This is a genomic window from Deinococcus marmoris (genome assembly GCF_001949125.1).
In the GTDB taxonomy this organism is placed as follows: domain Bacteria; phylum Deinococcota; class Deinococci; order Deinococcales; family Deinococcaceae; genus Deinococcus; species Deinococcus marmoris_A.
In genome coordinates this window covers 21,309-41,590 of record NZ_MSTI01000035.1, presented here as the reverse complement: position 1 = coordinate 41,590, position 20,282 = coordinate 21,309, and the positions used below count along the sequence as shown (strand labels likewise).

The window sequence follows — 20,282 nt, the reverse complement described above, 5'->3', positions numbered from 1 at the left end:
GTGCCCGCAGGGGGTGGACTCGCAGAGCTACGGAGCAGAGGGGTTAAGCCGTGGGGGCCACCCAGCCAAACTGCCGTCAGTAGAACCTCAACCCTGTCTTCACGTCGCCCCCGCCTCTCCCCGGCCCCCTGCGCTAAACTCCGCCTATTCCCAAGGAGGATCACCATGAGCGTAGCGAAATTTATCGGGCGGGCGCTGCTTGCCAGCATCTTTATCAAGAACGGTCTGGACCATCTGCAAAACCCTGAACCCATCGTGCGTGCCGCGCGGGGCGCAGAAATCCCGCAGCCCGAAGTGGCCGTCCAGATCAACAGCGGCGTGATGGTGGGCGCGGGCGCGCTGCTGGCGCTGGGGCTGCTGCCGCGTCTGGCCGGTACTGCACTGGCCGCCAGCCTGGTGCCCACCACCGTCATCGGCCATCCCTTCTGGGACAAGAACGGCAAGGAGCGCGAGCAGCAGCAGACGCAGTTCCTGAAGAATCTGGCGCTGTTCGGCGCGCTGATCTATGTGACCGGGCAGGACTGATACGGACTCCGATTGAAAGGTGTTAGAAACACTTGGAAATCCGAACGAGCGTCCAAGCGTCCTCTCTGCGAGCTGTACCAGTCATGGGCGCTGCTCTGGACAAGACAGTGAGCAGGAGAAAAACGGGTTCCAGGCGTGGAGTGCGGGAATCGGCGCTGTCCCGATTTCCGCATGGAACAGACGGAATCCGTATGAGCGCGCCAGTCGGGCGGGCCTTGCCGCAAGTGTGCGTAAAGGCCCGCCTTTCCACGCCGCGCGCCCTCATGCCTACACTGCCGTATGACCAAGACTCCGAATGACGATGACCGGCAGGGCGGCCTGCCCGACGATCTGGGCAACGGCATGAGTGACCGCAGTGGCTACTACGACGAGTCCGAGACGGGCATGACCGATACGCCCATTGGCCGCGAGCGCCCTTCCCCCAAGGCGGTGCCGGATCATCCCAAGGACACCGACAATTCGGGCACGACATTCGATGCGGATACAGGAACGGGACGGGAACTGTAGCCCCTGACAACGGGGAGGCGCGTGGGCACTTTTGCCCCACGCGCCTCCCTTTACAATTCCCCCTGCATGCCCGCCTCTGCCCTGCCCCGTCAACCCCTGCCCCCCCACACCCTGTCCGTCGCCCCGATGATGGACTGGACGGACCGCCACTGCCGGGCCTTCCACCGCACGCTGACGCGCCGCACGCTGCTGTATACCGAGATGATCACCACGGGCGCGATCCTGCACGGGGACCGTGAGCGGCACCTGTCGTTCGGGGAGGCCGAACATCCGGTGGCCTTGCAACTGGGCGGCAGCGACGCGGCGGCGCTGGCCGAATGCGCCCACATCGCCACGGGCTACGGCTACGACGAGATCAACCTGAACTGCGGCTGCCCGTCGGACCGCGTGAGTAGCGGCTCTTTCGGCGCGTGCCTGATGGCCTCGCCGGACGTGGTCGCCCGCGCCGTGGAAGCCATGTGCGGCGCAACCCCCCTGCCCGTGACCGTCAAGCACCGCATCGGCATCGACGATCTGGACAGCTATGAACACCTTCAGGGTTTTGTTCGGACGGTGGCGGCGGCGGGTTGCGAAACCTTTATCGTCCACGCGCGCAAGGCGTGGCTGTCGGGCCTGTCACCCAGAGAAAACCGCGAGATTCCGCCACTGCGCCACGACGTGGTGCGGCAACTCAAGGTGGATTTCCCAGACCTGACCATCGTGCTGAACGGCGGCCTGCTGACGCTGGAAGACGCGCAGGACGCCCTGGCCTGGGCCGACGGCGCGATGATCGGACGGGCGGCGTATGGGACGCCGTACCTGCTGGCAACGGCAGATCAGGATGTGTTTGGAGACGAGCTGACGCCGCCCACCCGCCGCGAGGCGATAGAGGCGTTTCTGCCCTTCGTGGCCGCCGAGTTGCAGGCCGGGCAGCCCCTCAACCGCATGATGAGGCACACGCTGGGGCTGTTCGCGGGGCAGCCTGGGGCGCGCCACTGGAAACGCACCCTCAGCGAGCGGGGACACAGGCTGGGCGCGGGCCTGGAAGTGGTGCGCGAGGCTCTGGCAGGCGTGCCGGAGGGCGTGCTGGACGCCCAACCAAATACGCTGCGAGGGCAGGAGCTTCAGCCCCCTGCCGACGCTATTTCAGGGTGACTTTCCCGCCGAACGTGGCCGAAACGTTGAACTGCTCGGGCAACACCTCGGCAAAACTGCTGAGGTCGCCGGACATGGCCGTGATCCAGGTGTCGTAGGAGCCAGCGGTCACCGCACTCCCCACGTTCAGCGTGGTCGGCAGCGCCGTGGAATACACCGAGACGGCCAGCGGGTCCTCGGGCTGTTCCGCCTGACCGCGAAGAACGGCGGTCTGGCGGCTGGTCAGGGACGAGGTCTCGACCCGGCTGTTGGCCACGTAGGAGTAGAGCCACTTCGCATCGGCAGGCAGCTTGCCCCCGAACGTGACCGCACGCTGGTTGATCGTCGCTGCGCCCCCGTCCACGAAACCGAGGGTCGCGCCGGGTTTGGGCAGGGTCGCCGTGGTCGCGTAGACCAGACCGTTCTGGATCAGGCCCGCGCGGTACTCTCCAGCCGGGTATTTGGTGGCGTCGGGCAGCGCCCACCAGCACCAGTTGTTGACATTCTTCGGGGACAGCTCGCAGCTCAGGCTTTCATTGCCGGGGGCCGTCACCGTGAAGGTCGAGGCCTGTGTCTCGCCGCTTTCCGGGCGGTAGCGCACCGCGATGAAGCGTCCCGGCGCGGCCCCGAAGGGTTGGAGATTCCACACGTAGGTGCCCACCGCCAGTTCCAGACCATAGGTGGAAACCGCCAGCGTCGCCGTCTTGCCGCCCGCGCTGGCCGTGATTTGTACCGGACTGTCGGTGGCGGTGAGCCGCTTGACCGTCAGGTTGCCCGGAGCGTCCACCCCGATGACACCGGGCTGGCTGGAGGTATAGGTCACCTGCGTCGGCAGGGCCTGACCGTTGGCGTCGCGCAGCACGGCGCTGAGCTGGGCTGGTGCGCCAATGGCCAGGGACGTGCCCCCCATGAGTTCGAGGGTGGCGGCGGTGGGCGTCAGATCACCCCCACCACAGGCACTGAGGACGGCGGTCAAGACGAGGGCGGCGGGCAACAGAACTCTGGGCATGAAGGCTCCTTAATTTTAAATCATAACCGGAATTTCTGACCGGGCAAACACCTGATGGGGGCATGACAGCCGGGCATTGTGCCAGACACCGTTATTTCAGACGCCGCTATTTTTAGACGCTGCTGTGTCTGGTGGTCAGTTCAGTTCGCCGCGCACTCCGGGCACTGGCCGTAGAGGGTGACCTCGTGCGCCTCCACCACGAAGCCGCCGGGGTAGACCGTGCCACTGGGCAGCGTGACAGGGCAGGTGTGCAGCGTGAACACGCGCCCGCAGCGGGTGCAGGAAAAATGATGGTGATGGCCCTTGCCCGCCGCCTCGTAGCGGGTCTCGCCGTCCAGCGTGACCGGGTGGATCTGGCCCTGCTCGGTCAGCAGTTTCAGGGTGCGGTACACCGTGGCGATGCCCAGGCCCGGCAGGTCACTCTGGGCCAGTCCCAGGATCTCGGGCACGGCCAGCGGCCCCGTTGCACGGCCCAGGACCTGGGCGATCACGTCGCGCTGGCGGGTGCTGCGGGTGGCGGTCATGGCACCGAGGCTAGCAGACCGGGCCAGCAGAGATCAAAAAGCAGCCCACCATTGCGCGGCGGGCTGCACTAGGGAGACTTCTGTAGGCGGATGAACTCAGCGCAGGTTGGGGTTGCCCTTCTCGTCGGGGGCGATGGCGCTGCCCTGGGCTTTGGCCTCCACCACGCTTCTGGGAATGGGGACCACGCCGGGATGATCGTGGCTGGCGGCGATGGGGGGCGCGCTGCCCTCGGCCCCTGCCTGAACATTGTGGCTCTCGGCCTGATCGTTGAAGCTCTGGGCCTGCCCGGTGGGGGCGCTGGGCTTCAGGAAAGAGGCGGTGGCGCTGGGACTGGTGGTTGCGGAAGTGGCAGACGCGGAACCGGTAGATGCCGTGCCCATCGGTCTGGGGCCACTGCCAGCCGACGCCACAGGAGCCTCGCTCTTGCTCAGCGAGGGTCTGGTTGAAGCTGCCGAACGGTCCAGCGGCCTGGGCTGAGCAGCTTTGGGGCTGGGAGCCTCGCCGGATTTTTCCAGCATGTTGTTGGCGATTTCTTCCAGCTTGGGGGTCAGCACGCGGTCCGACAGGGTCTTGACCGCCAGCGTGCCCAGGGTGGCCAGCAATGCGCCGCCCACGCCTCCGCCGCCCCGCTGGGATTTCTGGGCCTTGACCAGTTCTTTCTGGTACTTGACGGGACTTTCGGCGTCCACATAAATCTTCTTGGTCCGCTTGAACTGCGTGCCGATCAGCAGACCCAGAACCGCGCCCACGGCAGACGCGCCGCCCAGCATCTTGACCGGCTCCTTCTGCATCTGCACCTGAAGGTTGGCGCGCTCGGCCAGCACGTCCAGACTGACTTTCAGGCGTTCACGGGCGGCCTCGCGCTCCGTCAGACCAGAGGTGGAATTGGAGTCGGCCATCAGTATTCACCTCCGCCCTTTTTGATGTCGTCTTTGTAGGTGGGATCGGTGCTGACCGGGATGCCGGGAGCGTCGCTCAGCACGACGGGTTCCTGCAAGCGGGGATCGTGCTTCTTGCCGCCGTGCGCGCCAGTCTCGGCGTGGCTGGCGCTGGGCACCTCGCCCTTGTCCAGCTTCTCGTTCAGGGAGCCGCCGTACATTTTTGCGGAACCGTCCGGCTCGCTTTCATAGACCGGCACGGTGGAGGTGCCGCCCTCCACGCGCACAGTGGCCTGCTGGCCATTTCCACCCACGTAGCGGTTCTCGCCGCCAGCATACAGACCCGGATCGCGGGGCACTTCCACCGAGGTCCGGCTGGCGGGCTGGCGCGAATCCTGGTCTTTGGCCAGATCCGGTGCGCCCACCTGCGCCTGCTGATTCCCGGCGGTGTGTTGCACGGATGCGCCCAGGCCAGCGCTGCTGCTGCTGGCCTGCACTGCACTGGACTGCACCGGGGCTGGCTGAGCCGCAATGCCCTGAGCCGCAATGCCCTGAGCCGCAGTGGCCTGCGCTGCACGGCGTTCCTTCGCAGCCTTCTCGGCCTGTTCGGCCTGATAGTTGGCTTCCAAGCGCTCGTCCTCGCTCATGGAGGAAAGACTTTTGGCACGGGGTTCGTCGATTTCCACTTCCGCGCCCAGCTTGCGAATACCCAGCAGGACCATCACGCCCGTGACCACGAAGCTGAACACGGCGATCAGCAGCGCGGCGGCCCAGGCCCCCAGCCCCAGCCGCATCAGGCCGTAGAAGACGAACAGGATCAGGAAGATCAGCGCCAGCACCAGCGGCCCGGTGGCGGCCAGCAGCAGCACGACGCCCAGACCCTTGGCCTTGGCGATCTCGCTGAATTTTTTGACCAGCGCATTGATCTCGGATTTGACGAGGGTTACGCCCGCATCGAACACGTCGACAATGGCCCCTCCCATACTCTTGCGTTCTTCCATGCATTCCCTCCGGGGAGCGGCCCCACGCCCGAGCAGCGTGAACAGACAGGCCAGATAACGCCCAGCATAATAGTTAACGTGCCGCAAATGCCCCAGATGCAAGGAAACCTGAACCCTCACGCCGCCCCGCCGGAGCTGAGTCTGGCTCAGCACAGCAACAAACTGGAGTTGACCGCACGCGGTTACATGCTGTGGCGCGCGCAATCGCTGGGTCTGCTGAGCGGCGCGCCCTTCGGTCTGGAGCGTGAGGCCCGGCTGTTCCGTTCCCTGTGCAGCCCGCAACCGGGACAGGACTGGCTGGACGCCGGAACCAGCGCGGGCTTTTACGCGGGCATCCTGGCTGGGGCAGGCTGTCGGGTGCTGGCCGCCGATCTGAGCGCCCCGATGCTGCGCGAGGGCCAGCGCCGCGAAACGAGCGGCAAGATAGACTGGGCACTGCTGAATCTGGAGGACAGCGGCCTGCCGGAAGCGAGTTTTGACGGTGTGGCGGTGGGCGCGACGCTGAACGAGACCCACGATCCGGCCCGTTTCCTGCGGGAGCTGGCGCGCATGCTGCGTCCCGGCGGCCAGTTGTGGCTGATGTACCTGCCGCGCACGGGCGGCCCCCTGCAAAGCCTGCTCTCCAGACCCGCGCTGGGCGGCCTGAACTTCCCAGATCCGGCCTGGGTGGGGCGGCAATTGCCCGGAATGCACCTGACCGACGGCCTGGGCATCGGCGCAGTCAGGTTCGGGCGCTATGTCAAAAACCAGCCGGAGTCGGACGCTGTGTAAAGGATTGATCTCGTCTTCTGCACCCACACGCGTGCCCATCTGCCAGGAGTCTGTAAGAATGTGGGAGGTTTGCCGCTGCCAGACCCCCTAGACTCTGCGACAAGGAATTGTGCCCATGATCAAGACGTCCCTGCCCTCCTCCCACAACCCCGCTGCCCCGGTGCAGGCGGTGGCCTATTGCCGGGACGTGACGCGTGACCACAGCAAGACCTTTTTTCTGGGGTCACGCCTGTTTCCGATGCAACAGCGGCAGGCGGTCTGGGCGGTCTACGCGGCCTGCCGCACCGGGGACGACATCGCCGACGAGTCCACCGCTGACAGCGTGAGCGCCGAGCTGGACGCATGGTGGAACCGGATTCAGAGTGCTTTCGCCGGGCGGCCCGGACCCGATCCGGTAGATGCGGCGCTGGCCTGGGCCGCCGGCACCTACCCGATTCCGTTGTCGGCCTTTGCAGAGCTGCACGACGGCCTGCGGATGGACCTGGGGAGGCACGTTTACCGCGACATGGATGACCTGACGCTGTACTGCCGCCGGGTGGCCGGGGTCATCGGCTTCATGATCGCCCCGGTCAGCGGCTTCAGCGGCGGCGAGAAAACCCTGCAACACGCCCTGATGCTGGGGCAGGCCATGCAACTGACCAACATCCTGCGCGACGTGGGCGAGGACCTGACGCGCGGGCGGGTCTACCTGCCCCAGAGCCTGCTGAGCGAGTACGGCGTCACGCCCGCCGATCTGGAACGCGGCGTGGTGACCCCTGAATACCGCGCGCTGATGGCCCACCTGTGCGCCCTGGCCCGCAACTGGTACGCCGAGGGCCGCGCCGGGATTCCCTGCCTGCACGGCAGCGCCCGTCTGGCCGTCGCCACCGCCGCCCGCGCCTACGAGGGCATTCTGGACGATCTGGAACGCGCAGGCTACGACAACTTCAACCGCCGCGCCTATGTCAGCGGCACCCGCAAACTGCTGATGCTGCCCCGCGCGTGGTGGGAACTACGGGGCGCGGTGGGCGGCTAAGAGAAGTTCGACTCCACACTGAAATCTCAGCTTCACGCCGAAAAACCCCCTCCACCACACCGGGCAGAGGGGGTTTCCCTTGACTCCATCTCTCAGATCAAGCCTTACTTCGTCCCGTTCACAACCACGATGCGGCCTTCCGGCTCGGCGGTCAGATCGGGGTTGGCCTTCAGGTAATCCACCAGAATGTCGATGTCCAGCTTGCCGGTTTCCAGGATCGGCGCACCCTTGAACGAGGTAAAGCCGTCGCCGCCGCCTGCCGTGAAGTTGTTGATGGCGACCTTGTAGGTTTTGGCCTCATCCAGCGGCTGCCCGTTCAGGGTCACGGCGCTCACGCGGCTGCCCACCGGCTTGCTGGGATCGAAGGTGTAGCTCATGCCCTTGGAGACGTGCAGGAACTGGCCTTTATTCTCGCTCCAGGTGGCGACGCCGTATTCCAGGGCCTCCCGAATCTTTGCGCCGGTCAGGTCCAGGATGGTCAGGGTGTTGCCGAAGGGCTGCACGGTGATCGCCTCGTCGAAGGTGACCGGGCCGGCATCGAGGCTGGCACGCACGTTGCCGCCGTTGACCAGCGCCAGTTCTGCCCCCGCCTGCTTACCAGCGGCCAGCGAGGCGTCGGCCAGCACGTTCGCCATGCCGCTCTCGCGCTGGCGGACCAGTTCGCGGCTGCCGTTCAGGCCCTTGGGCGCATTGCCCACCACCTGACGGCGCAGGGCGGCAATCGGCACGGTCAGGGTGGTGACCATGCGTTTGGCGGTGTCGTCTTCGGGCACATCGGCAGACACGACAATCGGGTTGCCCTCCCAGGACTGCACGGCCCCGGCGTCGTCGAACTTGACCTGAAGGCGGCCCAGCACCTTGCCCCATTCCCAGGCGGCCACCAGCAGGGTCTTGTTGCCGTCGGGGTTGTTGACCACGGTGGGGTACGGCCCCTCGCTGGCGGGGAAATCCTTGTTGTCGAACTCTCCCAGCAGCGTGTGCGAGTGCCCGCCGACGATCACGTCGATGCCCGAGACCTTGGCCGCCACTTCCTGCTCCAGCGTGTAGCCCAGGTGCGAGACCAGGAAGACCTTGTTGATGCCCTGTGCCTTGAGCGCGTCGGCGCTGGCCTGGATGCTGTTCATGACGTCCAGCATCTTGACGTTGTCGCCGGGGCTGCTGATCAGCGGCAGGTCGGGGGTCACCGCGCCGATCACACCGACCTTCTCGCCGCCCACGTTGAGGATGGCGTAGGGCTTGATGCGGTCCTTGAGCAGCGGCTCGGCGCTGACGTCGATGTTGGTGGCCAGCACGGGGAAGTTGGCCTTGTCCACGAATTTGGCCAGCGCCGCCGGGCCGTCATCGAACTCGTGGTTGCCCACGGCCATCGCCTGATAGCCCTGGTAGTTCATGAACAGCACGTCGGCCAGCCCCTTGTAGACGTTGTAGAACAGCGTGCCCTGGAAGGTATCGCCCCCGGACAGCACGAGGGGGTTGGGGTCCTCGGCGGCGTACTTCTTGACCAGGGTGGTCTGGCGGGCGTAGCCGCCGTACGTGCCCTCACCGATCTTGGTGGGTTCCAGGTGGCCGTGCAGATCGTCGGTGTGCAGCACGGTGATGGTGATCGGCGCGGCGGACGCCGTACCCAGCAGGGCGGCGCTCAGCAGAAGGGAACGTGTGAGTTTCATAGAGCTTTTATCTTAACCCAGTAAAGATCAGGATTGGAAACCGCCTGCCGGGTCAAGCACCCTCAGAAAACGTATGCAGAGGATGCGTGAGCGCGGCGCGGTCCTGAGCGGCAGTTATGTTCCTGCACCGCCGCAACGTGCCGCAGCAGGAAGGCTCTGTGCGTTCTCCCAGGACAGCATGAGACGGGGAAATTCCCTTTTTATGGACTGATCGGCAGCGCATCGGTCTACCTCCGAGGCGGAACAGCGCGCCTTCGCCCCGTCCCCCCTATCCGGCCTGTCTACCCGCCCCGCCTTGACCCGCCCCCACCCTGACCGCTAACCTCTGCCTAGCTCCCGCGTGGAGTCTGAACCACCCAGCACCACCCACTTCAGAGCGCCCGAGAGACCTGGCTCGTTGACGGCGCGGCAACCGGACTTCATTGCGTCACGGTGCCAAGGCCAGCCCACCCGGCTTGCGGCTCAACGATGAGCGCCGCAGCGGGCGGGACCGAGCGGGAAGGTCACGCGGATGACGATATTCGCCCCTTCTCTTCTACTTCGAGAGAGGGGCGCTGCCGTATCACGGCGGCCCCCACCCAGCCCACAGCGGAGGCCCGCCCATGCCCCAGAAATTTGAGACCCTGCAAGTCCATGCCGGACAGAAGCCCGATCCCACCACGGGTTCGCAGGCCGTGCCGATCTACCCCACCAACAGCTACGTGTTCGAGTCGCCGCAGCACGCCGCCGACCTGTTCGGCCTGCGCGCCTTCGGCAACATCTACAGCCGGATCATGAACCCCACCAACGCCGTGCTGGAGGAACGGATCGCGGCGCTGGAGGGCGGCGTGGGGGCCTTATCGGTGTCCAGCGGGCACGCCGCGCAACTGGTGGCGATCCTGAACGTGGCGCAGGCCGGGGACAACATCGTGTCCTCGCCCAACCTGTACGGCGGCACGGTCAACCAGTTTCGCGTGACCCTCAAGCGGCTGGGCATTGAGGTGCGCTTCACGGGCAAGGACGAGCGCCCGGACGAATTCGCCGCCCTGATCGACGACAAGACCCGCGCGGTGTACTTCGAGACCATCGGCAATCCGGCGCTGAACATTCCTGATTTCGAGGCGATTGCGAAGGTGGCCCACGCACAGGGTGTGGCCGTCTTTGTGGACAACACCTTCGGCGCGGGCGGGTACTTCTGCCAGCCGCTGAAGCACGGCGCGAATATCATTGTCGAATCGGCCAGCAAGTGGATCGGCGGGCACGGCAACGGCATCGGCGGGGTCATCGTGGACGGCGGCAACTTCGACTGGGGCAACGGGCGCTACCCGCTGATGACCGAACCCAGCCCCAGCTACCACGGCCTGAAGTTCTGGGACACCTTCGGCGAGGGCAACCCGCTGGGCCTGCCCAACGTCGCCTTCATCACGCGCGCCCGCACCGAGGGGCTGCGCGATCTGGGGACCACGCTGGCCCCCCAGCAGGCGTGGCAATTTATTCAGGGCCTGGAAACCCTGTCCTTGCGGGCCGAGCGGCAGGCGCAGAACACGCAGGCGCTGGCAACGTGGCTGGCGGGCCACCCGGACGTGACCCGCGTGACCTACCCCGGCCTGAGCAACCACAAGCATTTTGACCGTGCCCAGCATTACCTGCCACGCGGCGCGGGCGGTGTGCTGACCTTCGAGCTGGCCGGCGGGCGCGAGGCAGGCGAGGCGTTCATCCGTAGCGTGCAACTCGCGCAGCATGTGGCCAACGTGGGTGATACCCGCACCCTGGTCATTCACCCGGCCAGCACCACCCACAGCCAACTCGACGAGGGCGCACAGACGGCGGCAGGCGTCACGCCGGGGCTGGTGCGCGTATCGCTGGGCATCGAACACATCGACGACATCAAAGAGGACTTCGCGCAGGCGCTGGCCGCCGCTCTGGTGGAAGGCACAGCAGAGACTCCCGGAGTCGCAGAGCCTGGGGTCACTGGGGGAGTGTGACCGCCCTGTCCCGCACCGCCGTTGCCCCGCCCCTGCCCGCCGAATCGGAGCGATGTTCCCCCACTGACCTGAAGGTTAAGGTGGTCACGCTGTTCCATACCTCTCCCCTGTTGCTGGACTGCGGGCGGCCCCTGAGCGACGTGCGGGTGGCCTACCACAGCTACGGCGAGGCGCGGGAAGAAGCCACGCTGGTGCTGCACGCCCTGACCGGCGACAGCGCCGTACACGAGTGGTGGCCGGACTTCCTGGGTGAGGGACGGCCCCTGGACCCCACGCGGGACTACATCGTCTGCGCCAACGTGCTGGGCGGCTGCGCGGGCACGGACGGCCCGGCAGCGCTGGGGGACATTCCCATCTCTCTGCGGGACATGGCCCGCGTGGGACGGGCGCTGCTGGAGCATCTGGGCGTGCGGCGCGTGCAGATCATCGGCGCGAGCATGGGCGGACTGCTGGCCTACGCGTGGCTGCTAGAATGCCCCGATCTGGTGATGCGGGCCGCTGTGATCGGCGCGCCCGTGCGCCATTCACCGTGGGCGGTGGGCCTGAACAGCGCCGCCCGCGCCGCCATCCGCGCGGCCCCCGGCGGCGAGGGCCTCAAGGTGGCCCGCCAGATCGCCATGCTGTCCTACCGCAGCCCGCAGAGTCTGGCCGCCACGCAGACCGTGCAGCGCAGGCCAGGGGTGCATGCCGTGACCTCTTATCTGGAGTATCAGGGCGAGAAACTGCTGGCCCGCTTCTGCGAACGCAGTTACGTGACCCTGACCGGCGCGATGGACGGATTTCAGCCGAACGACGCCGAACTGGCCTCGATCCGCACGCCTGTTCTCGCCATCGGCATTTCCAGCGACGTGCTGTATCCGGCTGCCGAGGTCCGGGCGGGGGCCGCCGCGCTGCCGAACGCCACCTACTGGGAACTGGACAGCATCCATGGCCACGACGCCTTTCTGATGGACGCGGGCGAGTTACCGGGGCGAGTGGGCGCATTTTTGCGGGGCGCGGCAGCAGAAAGCTGAGGCGGGTCACAACGCCTCTTTCCGGTTCAGGCCCGCTCGGTGTCGGCCTTCTCTGAGAAGGGCCTTCTGTCTTCTATTTGTTCTCTATAGCGTCCTGCCAGAACACCAGAAAGACGGGTTCTTCAGCCGCCTCTATTTCGCGGTGTCGGTGGCATGGGCGTGGACACCCACCTGCGCGGCCACGCTCAGCGAGAGGGTCAGCGCCTTGCCGCCCACCCTCATCCCCAGGGTGCCCAGGGCGATATCAACGGCGTCCACCACCACCTGCGCGCCGGGGGTCAGGCCCGCGCCGACCAGGGCACGCAGTTGGGCGGCGTCGGCGTCGGGCACGCGCGCGACCACACCGCTGTCCCCGGCGGCCAGTTGCGACAAGCGGCGCTCGGCGCGGGCGGGCAGATCGCCCTCCAGCGTGGGAATGGGGTCGCCGTGCGGATCGTGGGTGGGATCGCCCAGCCACGCGGCAATGCGGGCCTCCAGACGCTCGCTCAGGGCGTGTTCCAGCCGCTCGGCTTCCTCGTGGACCTCGTCCAGCGGCACGCCCAGGGCGCGGTGCAGGAACAGTTCCAGCAGGCGGTGGTGCCTCAGCACTTCCAGCGCCACACGCTCGCCCTCGGCGGTCAGGGCCGCGCCCTGGTACGGCGCGTGCGACACCAGCCCCTGCTCGGTCAGCTTGCGGAGCATGCCGGTCACGCTGGCAGGGGCCACTTCCAGCGCGTCGGCCAGGGCCTGGGTGCTGACTTTCTGGGTGCTGAACTTCTGGCTGCCCTTGCCCGGAGCCTTGTCGGAGTGGCCCAGCATATAAAGCTGCTTGAGATAATCCTCGGCAGAGCGCGAGAGTGGGGCGCGGGCAGTCATGGCCACAGTGTAACGGGCAGGCACCATAACGGGCACACTCCGGGAAGGGCCGGGAACTTTTTTTCATCTCGCGCCCTCTAAGGTACGAGGTGAGCTTGAATGATCCCCCGGCCTCCAACCCATTCGCCGTCCGCCCGTCCGCACAGGACGCGCCGGAATCTTCTGGGCTGCACCCCACCGATCTCCAGCTTGTCCGTCAGGCCGTGCGCGACGACCACGCCTTCGAGGCACTGGTGAGGCGGCACGCGGCGGGCGTTCACCGGCTGGCTGCCGGAATGGTGGGGCCAGGGGCGGCGGACGACGTGGTGCAGGACGTGTTCATCGCCGTCCATAAGGGTCTGAAAGGGTTTCGGGGGGAGGCGGCCTTCAGCACCTGGCTGCACCGGATCACGCTGAATGCCTGCCATAAGGCGCTGAAAGGCAAGGGCCATCCCACCGTTTCGCTCGCCCAGACTCCCGAACCCACCGCCCCCCACAATCCCGTCCAGGCCGGAGAACAGGCCGATCTGCGCGCCCGGCTGGCCCAGGCCCTGCAAACCCTGCCCGAAGACCAGCGCGAGGCCGTCTCGCTGCGCGAACTGTCGGGTCTGGAGTACGCCGAGATCGCCGCCATCACGGGGGCCGAACTGGGCACGGTCAAGAGCCGCATCAACCGGGGCCGCGCCGCGCTGCGGGACTATCTGACGAAAGTGGGGATCGTGCCGTGAACAACTCCCAGACCCCTGTGCCAACCAAAGGACTTTCCCATGAATGACCACGATCTGGACACGCTGTTTGCCCAGGCCCGCACCCCGACACCCGCCGACGAGGGGGCCGCCGGGCGGTTTCTGAGCGGGCATCGGCAGAGACGCACCCGGCAACGCAACATCCGCGCAGGCTGGATCAGTACGCTGCTGGCCTCGGCGGCGGCAGTGGCGGGGCTGACCGTGCTGCGGCCCGCGCCGGACCTGCCCGCCAGCGCGGCGTATGGGGTGTACCAGAGCGCCTGGGGAGACGGCTGGTGAGGGCACTGGTTCTGGGTCTTCTGGCCCTGTCCGGGATGGCAGGGGCCTCCGACATGGACGATCTGCTCTCGGCACTGAAGCAGGCGCAGACGCTGGAAGCGCGCGGCGTGGTAGAGGTCACGGTGCTGTTTCCACCACGCGAGTTGCCCACCAAATCAGCAAAAGCGCTGCCGCGTGTGCCCTTTCGCCCCGGCCTGCTGGCGCGCAATTTCGGCGTCAGCCGGGCAAGGCAGGAAGCCGTGGCGGGCCGCCCCGCCACCCGCTTCGAGCTGACCCCGAAGAACACCCAGGCCGCGCGCTGGACCCTGTGGATCGATCAGGAGTGGAACATTCCGCTGGGCTACCAGGAAAGTTTCCCGGACGGCACCCCCGCCCGCCGCGCCGTGTTCCAGAAGGTCAATGCACCGCCAGTTCGGGTTCAGGTTGCTGTGCCCGCCGCTCCCGAGGGTCTGCGCGCCGCGCTGATAGCCGCCCTGCCCGGTCTGCGCCTGTCCGCCGGGGTGCAGCCGACGGCAGTCAAGAGCAGGCCGAACGGCGGACTGGAAATCAGCCTGACCGACGGCGTGAACGTCTTTGCCCTCGTCACCTCTCCCAGAGGCGTGCGCGCCGCGCCGGGCATCGCCTCGCGCCGGGTGGGCACAGGCTTCGTGTGGCTGGTGGGCAACCTGCCGCAAAGCGTTCTGGATCAGGCGCTGGCCCGGGTCAGCCGGGTCGATACGGCGGGGCTGGGAACTTTCCTGAAGGTGGACGCCTCTAACGCTCAGAACACCCCCACTCTGCACAAGGAGACCCCGTGAGCCTGCCCCCCTACACTTCAAAACTCAGCCCCGAAGACGCCGCACATTTTCTGCGGCGCACCGCCTTCGGGGCCACCGACGCCCAGATTCGCGCCCTGGTGGGCCAGGACGCCCGTGCCGTGGCCCAGGCCGCGCTGAAGTTCGATGCCCGTGCTGCGCCTGCTCATCCTGTTCCGGGCAACCCCTTCGATCCCTCGTCCGGGGCCACTCCCGGCGCGATGCTGCAACTCACGCGCGCCGCGTGGCTGTTTGAGTTGATGTACAGCCCGAATCCGCTGCGCGAGAAGCTGGCCCTGACCTGGAGCAACCACTTCGTGATCGGCACCGAGAAGGTCAAGAACCACCCGGCCCTGGCCGCCTACCTGGGGCTGCTGAGAAAGCACGCCGCCGCGCCCAGCTTCGAGGGGTTCACGCTGGCCGTCGCGCAGACCCCGGCCATGCTGCACTACCTGGACAACGACAAGAACAGAAAGGGCAAGCCCAACGAGAACTTTGCCCGCGAATTGATGGAACTGTTTACCATCGGGATAGGCGCACCCGGCAGGCCCAATTACACCGAGCAGGATGTCCACGAGGGCGCGAGGGCGCTGACCGGCTGGTCCCTGGAGGGTGGGCGCGGCAACCCCCGGAACACCTATCTGGAAGCCGTGAGGGCCAGCTACAACCCCAAGCAGCACGATGACGGCCCAAAAACCTATCTGGGACAGACGGGCAAACTGAGCTTCGAGGACGTGATCCGCACCGCCGCCACGCATCCGCAGACTGCCGTCTTCGTGTCGCGCAAGTTGCACCGCGCCTTCGTGGCCGACGTGCCCAGCGCCAGTGTTTCCGGTGAACAGGCCGTGCAGGGCAGCGCCGAGACCTTCCAGCGCACGAACGGCAACATCGGCGCGGTGCTGGAGGAACTCCTGTCCAGCGCGGCCTTTTACGCCCCGCAAAACCGCGAGGCCATCATCCGGGGGCCGGTGGAATACATCGTGGGCGCAGTCCGCACGCTGGGGCAGCCCAGGCTGGAGGTCAAGCAGGTGCTGAATCTGTCCCAGACGGCGGGCAAGATGGGCCAGACCCTGCTGCAACCCGACACCGTCAAGGGCTGGGACGGCGGGCGCGAGTGGATCAACGACTCCACCCTGCTGACACGCATGCAGGTGGCCGCCGCCCTCTCGCTGGGCAAGACTGCCCCCACGCTGGACGCCGCGCCTAGCGATCTGGCCCTCTTTGGCAGCGAGAACAGCCCGGTGCAGGCTGCCCTGAAAGGTCTGAATCCCAAACAGCGGGTGTATCTGGCGCTGGTCAGCCCCGAATTTCAACTGGCGTGAGGGACAGGGCTGAAGGTCTGCAAGCCAGATCGCAGACCGCCTGTCCTGTTTAGCCCTTGTGACCCTCAGACCTTTTGACCCTTAGACCCTCCGAAGGAGCTTCCCCATGCCCAATAGACGTGATTTTCTGAAACTTTCCGCCCTGGCGGTGGCCGCCACCACCGGGATGCCCGGCTTTCTGGCGCGGGCAGCGGCGCAGGCGGGCGGTGACAAGACGCTGGTGGTGATCCAGTTGACGGGCGGCAACGACGGCCTGAACACCCTGATTCCCTACAGCAACGGCGCGTACTACGCCGCGCGGCCCACCATCGCCATTCCCAAAAAAGACGTGCTGACGCTGACGCCGGACCTGGGCATGCACCCTTCCCTCAAGCCGCTGATGGACCTGTGGGACGGCGGCAAGCTGGCCTGGATGGAAAACGTGGGCTACCCCAACCCCAACCGCTCGCACTTCGCCAGCATGGCGATCTGGCACACCGCCGATCCCACGCAGGCACAGGCCGACGGCTGGATCGGGCGAATGGCCGAGAAGATCGGTGATCCGTTCTGCGCCTCCAACATCGGCTCGTCCACGCCGCGCGCCCTCCAGGCCGACGCCTTCAGCCTACCCAGCATCGACGGAATCGACGGTTTTCAGATCAAGTTGCCGCAGGGGGTGGACGGGGCTTTTGAAGCCATGCTGGGTGCGCCGCGTGAGGGCGAGGCCGATTATCTGCTGCGCGCCACCCGCCAGATGATGAAAAACACCGCGCGGGTGCAGCAGAACGTCAAGAAGTACAAGGCAGGTGCGAGTTACCCGGACCACAAGTTCGGCGCGCAACTGCGCGACACCGCCCGCCTGATCGCCGCCGGGGTAGGCCAGCGCATCATCTACCTCACGCTGGGCAGTTTCGACACCCACGCCGGGCAGCGCGGCGAGCAGGACGGGTTGCTGGGCACGCTGGCGGGTGGCCTGAGCGCCTTTTACGCGGACCTCCAGAAGCAGGGGCTGGCCGATCAGGTGCTGGTGATGGGCTTTTCCGAATTCGGGCGGCGGGTGGCCGAGAACGCCAGCGCCGGGACCGATCACGGCCAGGGCAGCGTGATGTTCGCGCTGGGCAATGGCGTCAGTGGCGGCATTCACGGCAGCAGCCCGGACCTCGAAGACCTCTCGATGGGCGACATCAAATACCGCCAGGATTTCCGGGGCGTGTACGCCGAGGGCCTGCAAAAATGGTTGAAGCTGGACGCCCGCAGCGTACTGGGCGGCGACTTCACGGGACCGGGATGGGTGGCCTGAAGGTCAGGATTGTGGCGGCGTCCCTGGTGGGTCTGGTAATCCTGAGCCTGCCCGCCGCCCTCGCCATGCCCAAGTACCGTTCTCAGGCCATCCAGCAGTTTCATTACGACGAGGGCAATCCGCTGTGGGAGCTGGACCGCCGGGTGATGGCCTGCACGTACTGCCACGTCAACGTGGGCGGCGGCGCACCCTGGAACCCGTTCGGTGAGGCCATCCGCGCAGGCTTCAGGGCCGACGCCGAAGCGGGCCAGCAGGGCAAGTTCCCCGATGTGCTGTACGCCGTATTAAAAGCGGACGGGGACGCGGACGGCGACGGCTACCCGGACGCGCTGGAGGTCTTTGCCCACACGTTGCCCGGCGACGCGGAAAGCAAACCCGCTACACCACTGGCCGACCTGAAAGCCGAGTTCGCGGCGGCGGGCGGTGTGGCGCAGTACGCGCCGAAGGCTGCAACAGGCCGCTGACAGGAAAAGGCCGGACCTCGCCGCGTGAGGTCCAGCCCAGCCCTCCCTCACGCGGCCCCAGGGCTACCGCAAAGTCCCCAAGTCCGGTTTTAAGTCTGCCATGCCCGCTTAACCCCTCCGGCCCTACGGCCCACCTCCCCTTAGAAGGGAGGCAAGGAGATTGCTGCGTGGCACGATGAATTGTACCTCTTGGCTCCCCTTGAGGGGAGCTGGCTGCGAAGCAGACTGAGGGGTTTGCCTTCCAGTGTGGCGCACTCCCAGTCACTCCCAGCCCCTTCACGCTGACTTTGCGGTAACCCTGCACGCGGCCCTGGGTCTTGGAATCCCTTCCACGTTCCGGGGTATCCTGGCCCCCTAACCATGAAAACCCCCACTATTCAGGATGTCGCCCAGCGCGCTGGCGTGGGCGTCGGCACCGTGTCGCGGGTGCTGAACAACCATGCGGCGGTCAAGCCCACGACGCGCGAGACCGTGCTGAAGGCCATCGCGGACCTCGACTACACGCCCAATCCTCATGCCCGGCGCATTGCAGGGGGCAAGAGCTACACCATCAGCGTGCTGCTGCCCGTGCTGACCACCGAGTTCTATGCCCGGTTGCTGGACGGCCTGGAAACGGCTTTTCAGGAGGCGCGCTACGACGTGGCCATCTTTCCGCTGCTGGACCGCTCGCGGCTGGAGCGCTATCTGGCCTCGCACACGCTGGCGTATCAGGCCGATGGGCTGGTGATGGCCACGTACAACCTGACCAAGGTGTTCCACGAGCGAAGGTTGCGGACCCAGCAGCCCACCGTGCTGGTGGACGCCCACACCGACGACGCCGACTGCTCGTACATGGACAATCTGGCCGGGGGGGTGCTGGCCGGGGAATACGCCGCCACGTTGCCGGGGGGGCTGTACGCCATCTGGGTAGAGACCGAGCTGGACCAGTTGTTCACCACCCATGTTTTCGAGGACCGCCGCACCGGCTTCCATCAGGCGCTGGCCGCAGCCGGGCGCAGGGTGGAGACCGAGTACACCGCCAGTTTCGACACGCTGGCCGCCCGCAACACCGCCGCCGCGCTGCTGGACGATGTGCAGCGCAGGGAAGGTGGCCTGCCCTGCACGGTGTTCGCCTCTGCCGATCTGCTGGCCGGGGCGCTGCTTGACGAGGCGCGGGTGCGCGGGCTGACGCCGGGCCAGGACGTGTACATCATCGGTTTCGACGATCAGCCGTGGGCCGCCGCGCGTGGCCTGACCACCTTGCACCAGCCCGTGGAGGCGATGGGTTACGAGGCCGCCCAGCTCCTGCTGTCGCGCCTGGGAGGTTACCGGGGGCCAGCGCGTGCCCGCCGTTTCCAGCCGCATCTGGTGGTGCGGGACAGCGCCTAAAGGACTGAATCAGTCGAACAATCCCGGCTGCGCGGGCCTCTCCCCCACGCCACACAGGCCCGATGCTGTAATCCCGGCCAGCCGCACGCCCCGCCCGGACAGCAGTTCCGGCGTCAGCGAATGCGCGGCGGCGCGGGCCAGATCGGGGGCCAGATGAACCGGGGCGGGCAGCGTGACGCGGCGGGTGATGATGGCCCGGTCACTGAACTTGAGTTTTAAAACCACGGTGCGCCCGGCCAGCCCCGCACGCTCCAGCCGCCGCTCTACCGCGTCTGCCAGCACGAGCAGGCGCTCCAGCACCGGGGCCACCCCCCGCAGATCGTCGCCGTAGGTTTCCTCCGCGCCGATGCTCTTGTGGGGGCGGTCCGGGTCAACCGGGCGGTCATCCAGGCCGTGGGCGATGCGCCAGAAGTGCTGCCCCATCTTGCCGAACTGGGCGGTGAGCGCTTCCGGCGAGGCGGCGCGCAGGTCCGCCCCGGTGTGGATGCCCCGCGCGGCCAGCTTGGCGGCGGTGGCCGGGCCGACGCCGTGAAAGTCGCCGACGGGCAGCGAGGCCAGCAAGTCATCCACGTCGGCAGGCAGCAGCACGGTCAGGCCATCGGGCTTGTTCATGCCGCTGGCCAGCTTGGCCAGGAACTTGTTGACGCTGACCCCGGCGGTGGCGGTCAGCCCGGTCTCGGCCCGGATGTCGGCGCGGATGGCCTGTGCGATGCGGGTGGCGCTGTGGCCGCCGCGCAGGGGGACCGTGACATCCAGGTAGGCCTCGTCCAGTGATAGCGGCTCGATCTGGGCGGTGTAGCGGGCGAACACGGCGCGAATCTGGGTGCTGACCTCACGGTACGCCTCGAAGCGGGGCGGCACCACCAGCAGGTCCGGGCAGCGCTCCAGCGCCCTGTACAGCGGCATGGCGCTGCGGACGCCGTAAGGCCGCGCCTCGTAACTGGCGGTCAACACCACGCTGCGCCGCCCACCCCAGGCCACCGCCAGCGGACGCCCCCGCAACCGCGCGTCGTCCCGCCCCTCCACTGACGCGTAAAAAGCGTCCATGTCCACATGAATAATCTTGCGCGCGGTGGACATGGACCCATGTTACGGCAGGGGCGTAATCCAGTCGGGTTTTGCTCGAAGGTCAGGCGCAGCCCGCTCCCACCACGGGCAAAAGCCGAAGCAGAGCAAGCAGCACCAATCGCTCATCATATAAGTATGAA

At 66.8% G+C, this 20,282-nt stretch carries 21 protein-coding genes and 1 riboswitch; of the genes, 14 read left to right on the top strand and 7 right to left on the bottom strand.

Features of this window, described 5'->3' with window-relative positions:
* Window positions 1-165 precede the first annotated feature (165 nt).
* From BOO71_RS05075 to dusA, 3 genes are all read left to right on the top strand, one after another.
* The gene (locus BOO71_RS05075) at window positions 166-525 is read left to right on the top strand and encodes a DoxX family protein (RefSeq protein WP_075830877.1); all 360 of its coding nucleotides are present in this window, start codon (window positions 166-168) and stop codon (window positions 523-525) included.
* 279 nt (window positions 526-804) lie between these two features.
* The gene (locus tag BOO71_RS05070) at window positions 805-1,032 is read left to right on the top strand and encodes a hypothetical protein (protein WP_075830876.1); all 228 of its coding nucleotides are present in this window, start codon (window positions 805-807) and stop codon (window positions 1,030-1,032) included.
* Window positions 1,033-1,098: 66 nt separating this feature from the next.
* Window positions 1,099-2,166 carry a tRNA dihydrouridine(20/20a) synthase DusA gene (gene dusA / locus BOO71_RS05065; protein ID WP_075830893.1) on the top strand — a complete coding sequence of 356 codons (1,068 nt, stop codon included), beginning with the start codon at window positions 1,099-1,101 and terminating at the stop codon, window positions 2,164-2,166.
* Here the strand turns inward: dusA and BOO71_RS05060 are convergent.
* The 4 genes from BOO71_RS05060 to BOO71_RS05045 form a co-directional block, all read right to left on the bottom strand.
* Entirely contained in the window at window positions 2,153-3,154 is a 1,002-nt protein-coding gene (locus tag BOO71_RS05060) for a hypothetical protein (RefSeq protein WP_075830875.1), read from the bottom strand. The two genes, dusA and BOO71_RS05060, sit on opposite strands and share 14 nt — an antisense overlap.
* Before the next feature lie 140 nt (window positions 3,155-3,294).
* A complete protein-coding gene (locus BOO71_RS05055) occupies window positions 3,295-3,678 on the bottom strand; it encodes a Fur family transcriptional regulator (protein ID WP_075830874.1) in 384 nt (127 codons plus the stop codon).
* Window positions 3,679-3,774: 96 nt separating this feature from the next.
* A complete protein-coding gene (locus BOO71_RS05050; RefSeq protein WP_075830873.1) occupies window positions 3,775-4,578 on the bottom strand; it encodes a hypothetical protein in 804 nt (267 codons plus the stop codon).
* Window positions 4,578-5,558, bottom strand: a complete 981-nt coding sequence (locus tag BOO71_RS05045; protein WP_075830872.1) for a phage holin family protein — start codon at window positions 5,556-5,558, stop codon at window positions 4,578-4,580. The genes BOO71_RS05050 and BOO71_RS05045 overlap by 1 nt, the downstream gene beginning before the upstream one ends.
* Before the next feature lie 87 nt (window positions 5,559-5,645).
* On the opposite strand from BOO71_RS05045, the gene BOO71_RS05040 reads away from it, so the two are divergent.
* Entirely contained in the window at window positions 5,646-6,329 is a 684-nt protein-coding gene (locus BOO71_RS05040) for a class I SAM-dependent methyltransferase (protein ID WP_075830871.1), read from the top strand.
* A 115-nt stretch (window positions 6,330-6,444) separates the two neighbouring features.
* The gene (locus BOO71_RS05035) at window positions 6,445-7,344 is read left to right on the top strand and encodes a phytoene/squalene synthase family protein (protein ID WP_083653016.1); all 900 of its coding nucleotides are present in this window, start codon (window positions 6,445-6,447) and stop codon (window positions 7,342-7,344) included.
* Between the two features lie 104 nt (window positions 7,345-7,448).
* Here BOO71_RS05035 and BOO71_RS05030 read toward each other — a convergent pair whose 3' ends face one another.
* Complete coding sequence (locus tag BOO71_RS05030; protein ID WP_075830870.1) at window positions 7,449-9,011, bottom strand: bifunctional metallophosphatase/5'-nucleotidase; 1,563 nt, start codon at window positions 9,009-9,011, stop codon at window positions 7,449-7,451.
* Between the two features lie 363 nt (window positions 9,012-9,374).
* Window positions 9,375-9,486: riboswitch (SAM riboswitch) on the top strand.
* A 127-nt stretch (window positions 9,487-9,613) separates the two neighbouring features.
* Here BOO71_RS05030 and BOO71_RS05025 point away from each other — a divergent pair.
* Both BOO71_RS05025 and BOO71_RS05020 read left to right on the top strand, forming a co-directional pair.
* Window positions 9,614-10,975 carry an O-acetylhomoserine aminocarboxypropyltransferase/cysteine synthase family protein gene (locus BOO71_RS05025; protein WP_075830869.1) on the top strand — a complete coding sequence of 454 codons (1,362 nt, stop codon included), beginning with the start codon at window positions 9,614-9,616 and terminating at the stop codon, window positions 10,973-10,975.
* On the top strand, window positions 10,972-11,988 hold the full coding sequence (locus BOO71_RS05020; protein ID WP_075830868.1) for an alpha/beta fold hydrolase: 1,017 nt from the start codon (window positions 10,972-10,974) through the stop codon (window positions 11,986-11,988). The genes BOO71_RS05025 and BOO71_RS05020 overlap by 4 nt, the downstream gene beginning before the upstream one ends.
* A 132-nt stretch (window positions 11,989-12,120) precedes the next feature.
* Here the strand turns inward: BOO71_RS05020 and BOO71_RS05015 are convergent, their stop codons facing one another.
* Window positions 12,121-12,843 (bottom strand): metal-dependent transcriptional regulator, encoded by a 723-nt coding sequence (locus BOO71_RS05015; protein WP_075830891.1) that lies wholly within the window; start codon window positions 12,841-12,843, stop codon window positions 12,121-12,123.
* A 95-nt stretch (window positions 12,844-12,938) separates the two neighbouring features.
* Here BOO71_RS05015 and BOO71_RS05010 point away from each other — a divergent pair, with 95 nt between their 5' ends.
* The 7 genes from BOO71_RS05010 (at window position 12,939) to BOO71_RS04980 (ending at window position 19,074) form a co-directional block, all read left to right on the top strand.
* Window positions 12,939-13,550 carry an RNA polymerase sigma factor gene (locus BOO71_RS05010; RefSeq protein ID WP_368482863.1) on the top strand — a complete coding sequence of 204 codons (612 nt, stop codon included), beginning with the start codon at window positions 12,939-12,941 and terminating at the stop codon, window positions 13,548-13,550.
* Window positions 13,551-13,589: 39 nt separating this feature from the next.
* Window positions 13,590-13,847, top strand: coding sequence for a hypothetical protein (locus BOO71_RS05005; RefSeq protein WP_075830867.1), 258 nt, complete (start codon window positions 13,590-13,592; stop codon window positions 13,845-13,847).
* Window positions 13,844-14,644: a transcriptional regulator gene (locus BOO71_RS05000; RefSeq protein ID WP_254843026.1), complete on the top strand. Its 801-nt coding sequence runs from the start codon at window positions 13,844-13,846 to the stop codon at window positions 14,642-14,644. The genes BOO71_RS05005 and BOO71_RS05000 overlap by 4 nt, the downstream gene beginning before the upstream one ends.
* Complete coding sequence (locus tag BOO71_RS04995; protein WP_075830865.1) at window positions 14,641-15,963, top strand: DUF1800 domain-containing protein; 1,323 nt, start codon at window positions 14,641-14,643, stop codon at window positions 15,961-15,963. Before BOO71_RS05000 ends, BOO71_RS04995 begins: the two co-directional genes overlap by 4 nt.
* 106 nt (window positions 15,964-16,069) lie before the next feature.
* The gene (locus tag BOO71_RS04990) at window positions 16,070-17,242 is read left to right on the top strand and encodes a DUF1501 domain-containing protein (protein ID WP_075830864.1); all 1,173 of its coding nucleotides are present in this window, start codon (window positions 16,070-16,072) and stop codon (window positions 17,240-17,242) included.
* 11 nt (window positions 17,243-17,253) lie between these two features.
* Window positions 17,254-17,706, top strand: a complete 453-nt coding sequence (locus BOO71_RS04985; protein WP_254843025.1) for a hypothetical protein — start codon at window positions 17,254-17,256, stop codon at window positions 17,704-17,706.
* Between the two features lie 360 nt (window positions 17,707-18,066).
* Window positions 18,067-19,074 carry a LacI family DNA-binding transcriptional regulator gene (locus BOO71_RS04980; RefSeq protein ID WP_075830862.1) on the top strand — a complete coding sequence of 336 codons (1,008 nt, stop codon included), beginning with the start codon at window positions 18,067-18,069 and terminating at the stop codon, window positions 19,072-19,074.
* Between the two features lie 9 nt (window positions 19,075-19,083).
* Here the strand turns inward: BOO71_RS04980 and dinB are convergent, their stop codons facing one another.
* Window positions 19,084-20,154 (bottom strand): DNA polymerase IV, encoded by a 1,071-nt coding sequence (gene dinB / locus BOO71_RS04975; RefSeq protein ID WP_075830861.1) that lies wholly within the window; start codon window positions 20,152-20,154, stop codon window positions 19,084-19,086.
* Window positions 20,155-20,282 lie beyond the last annotated feature (128 nt).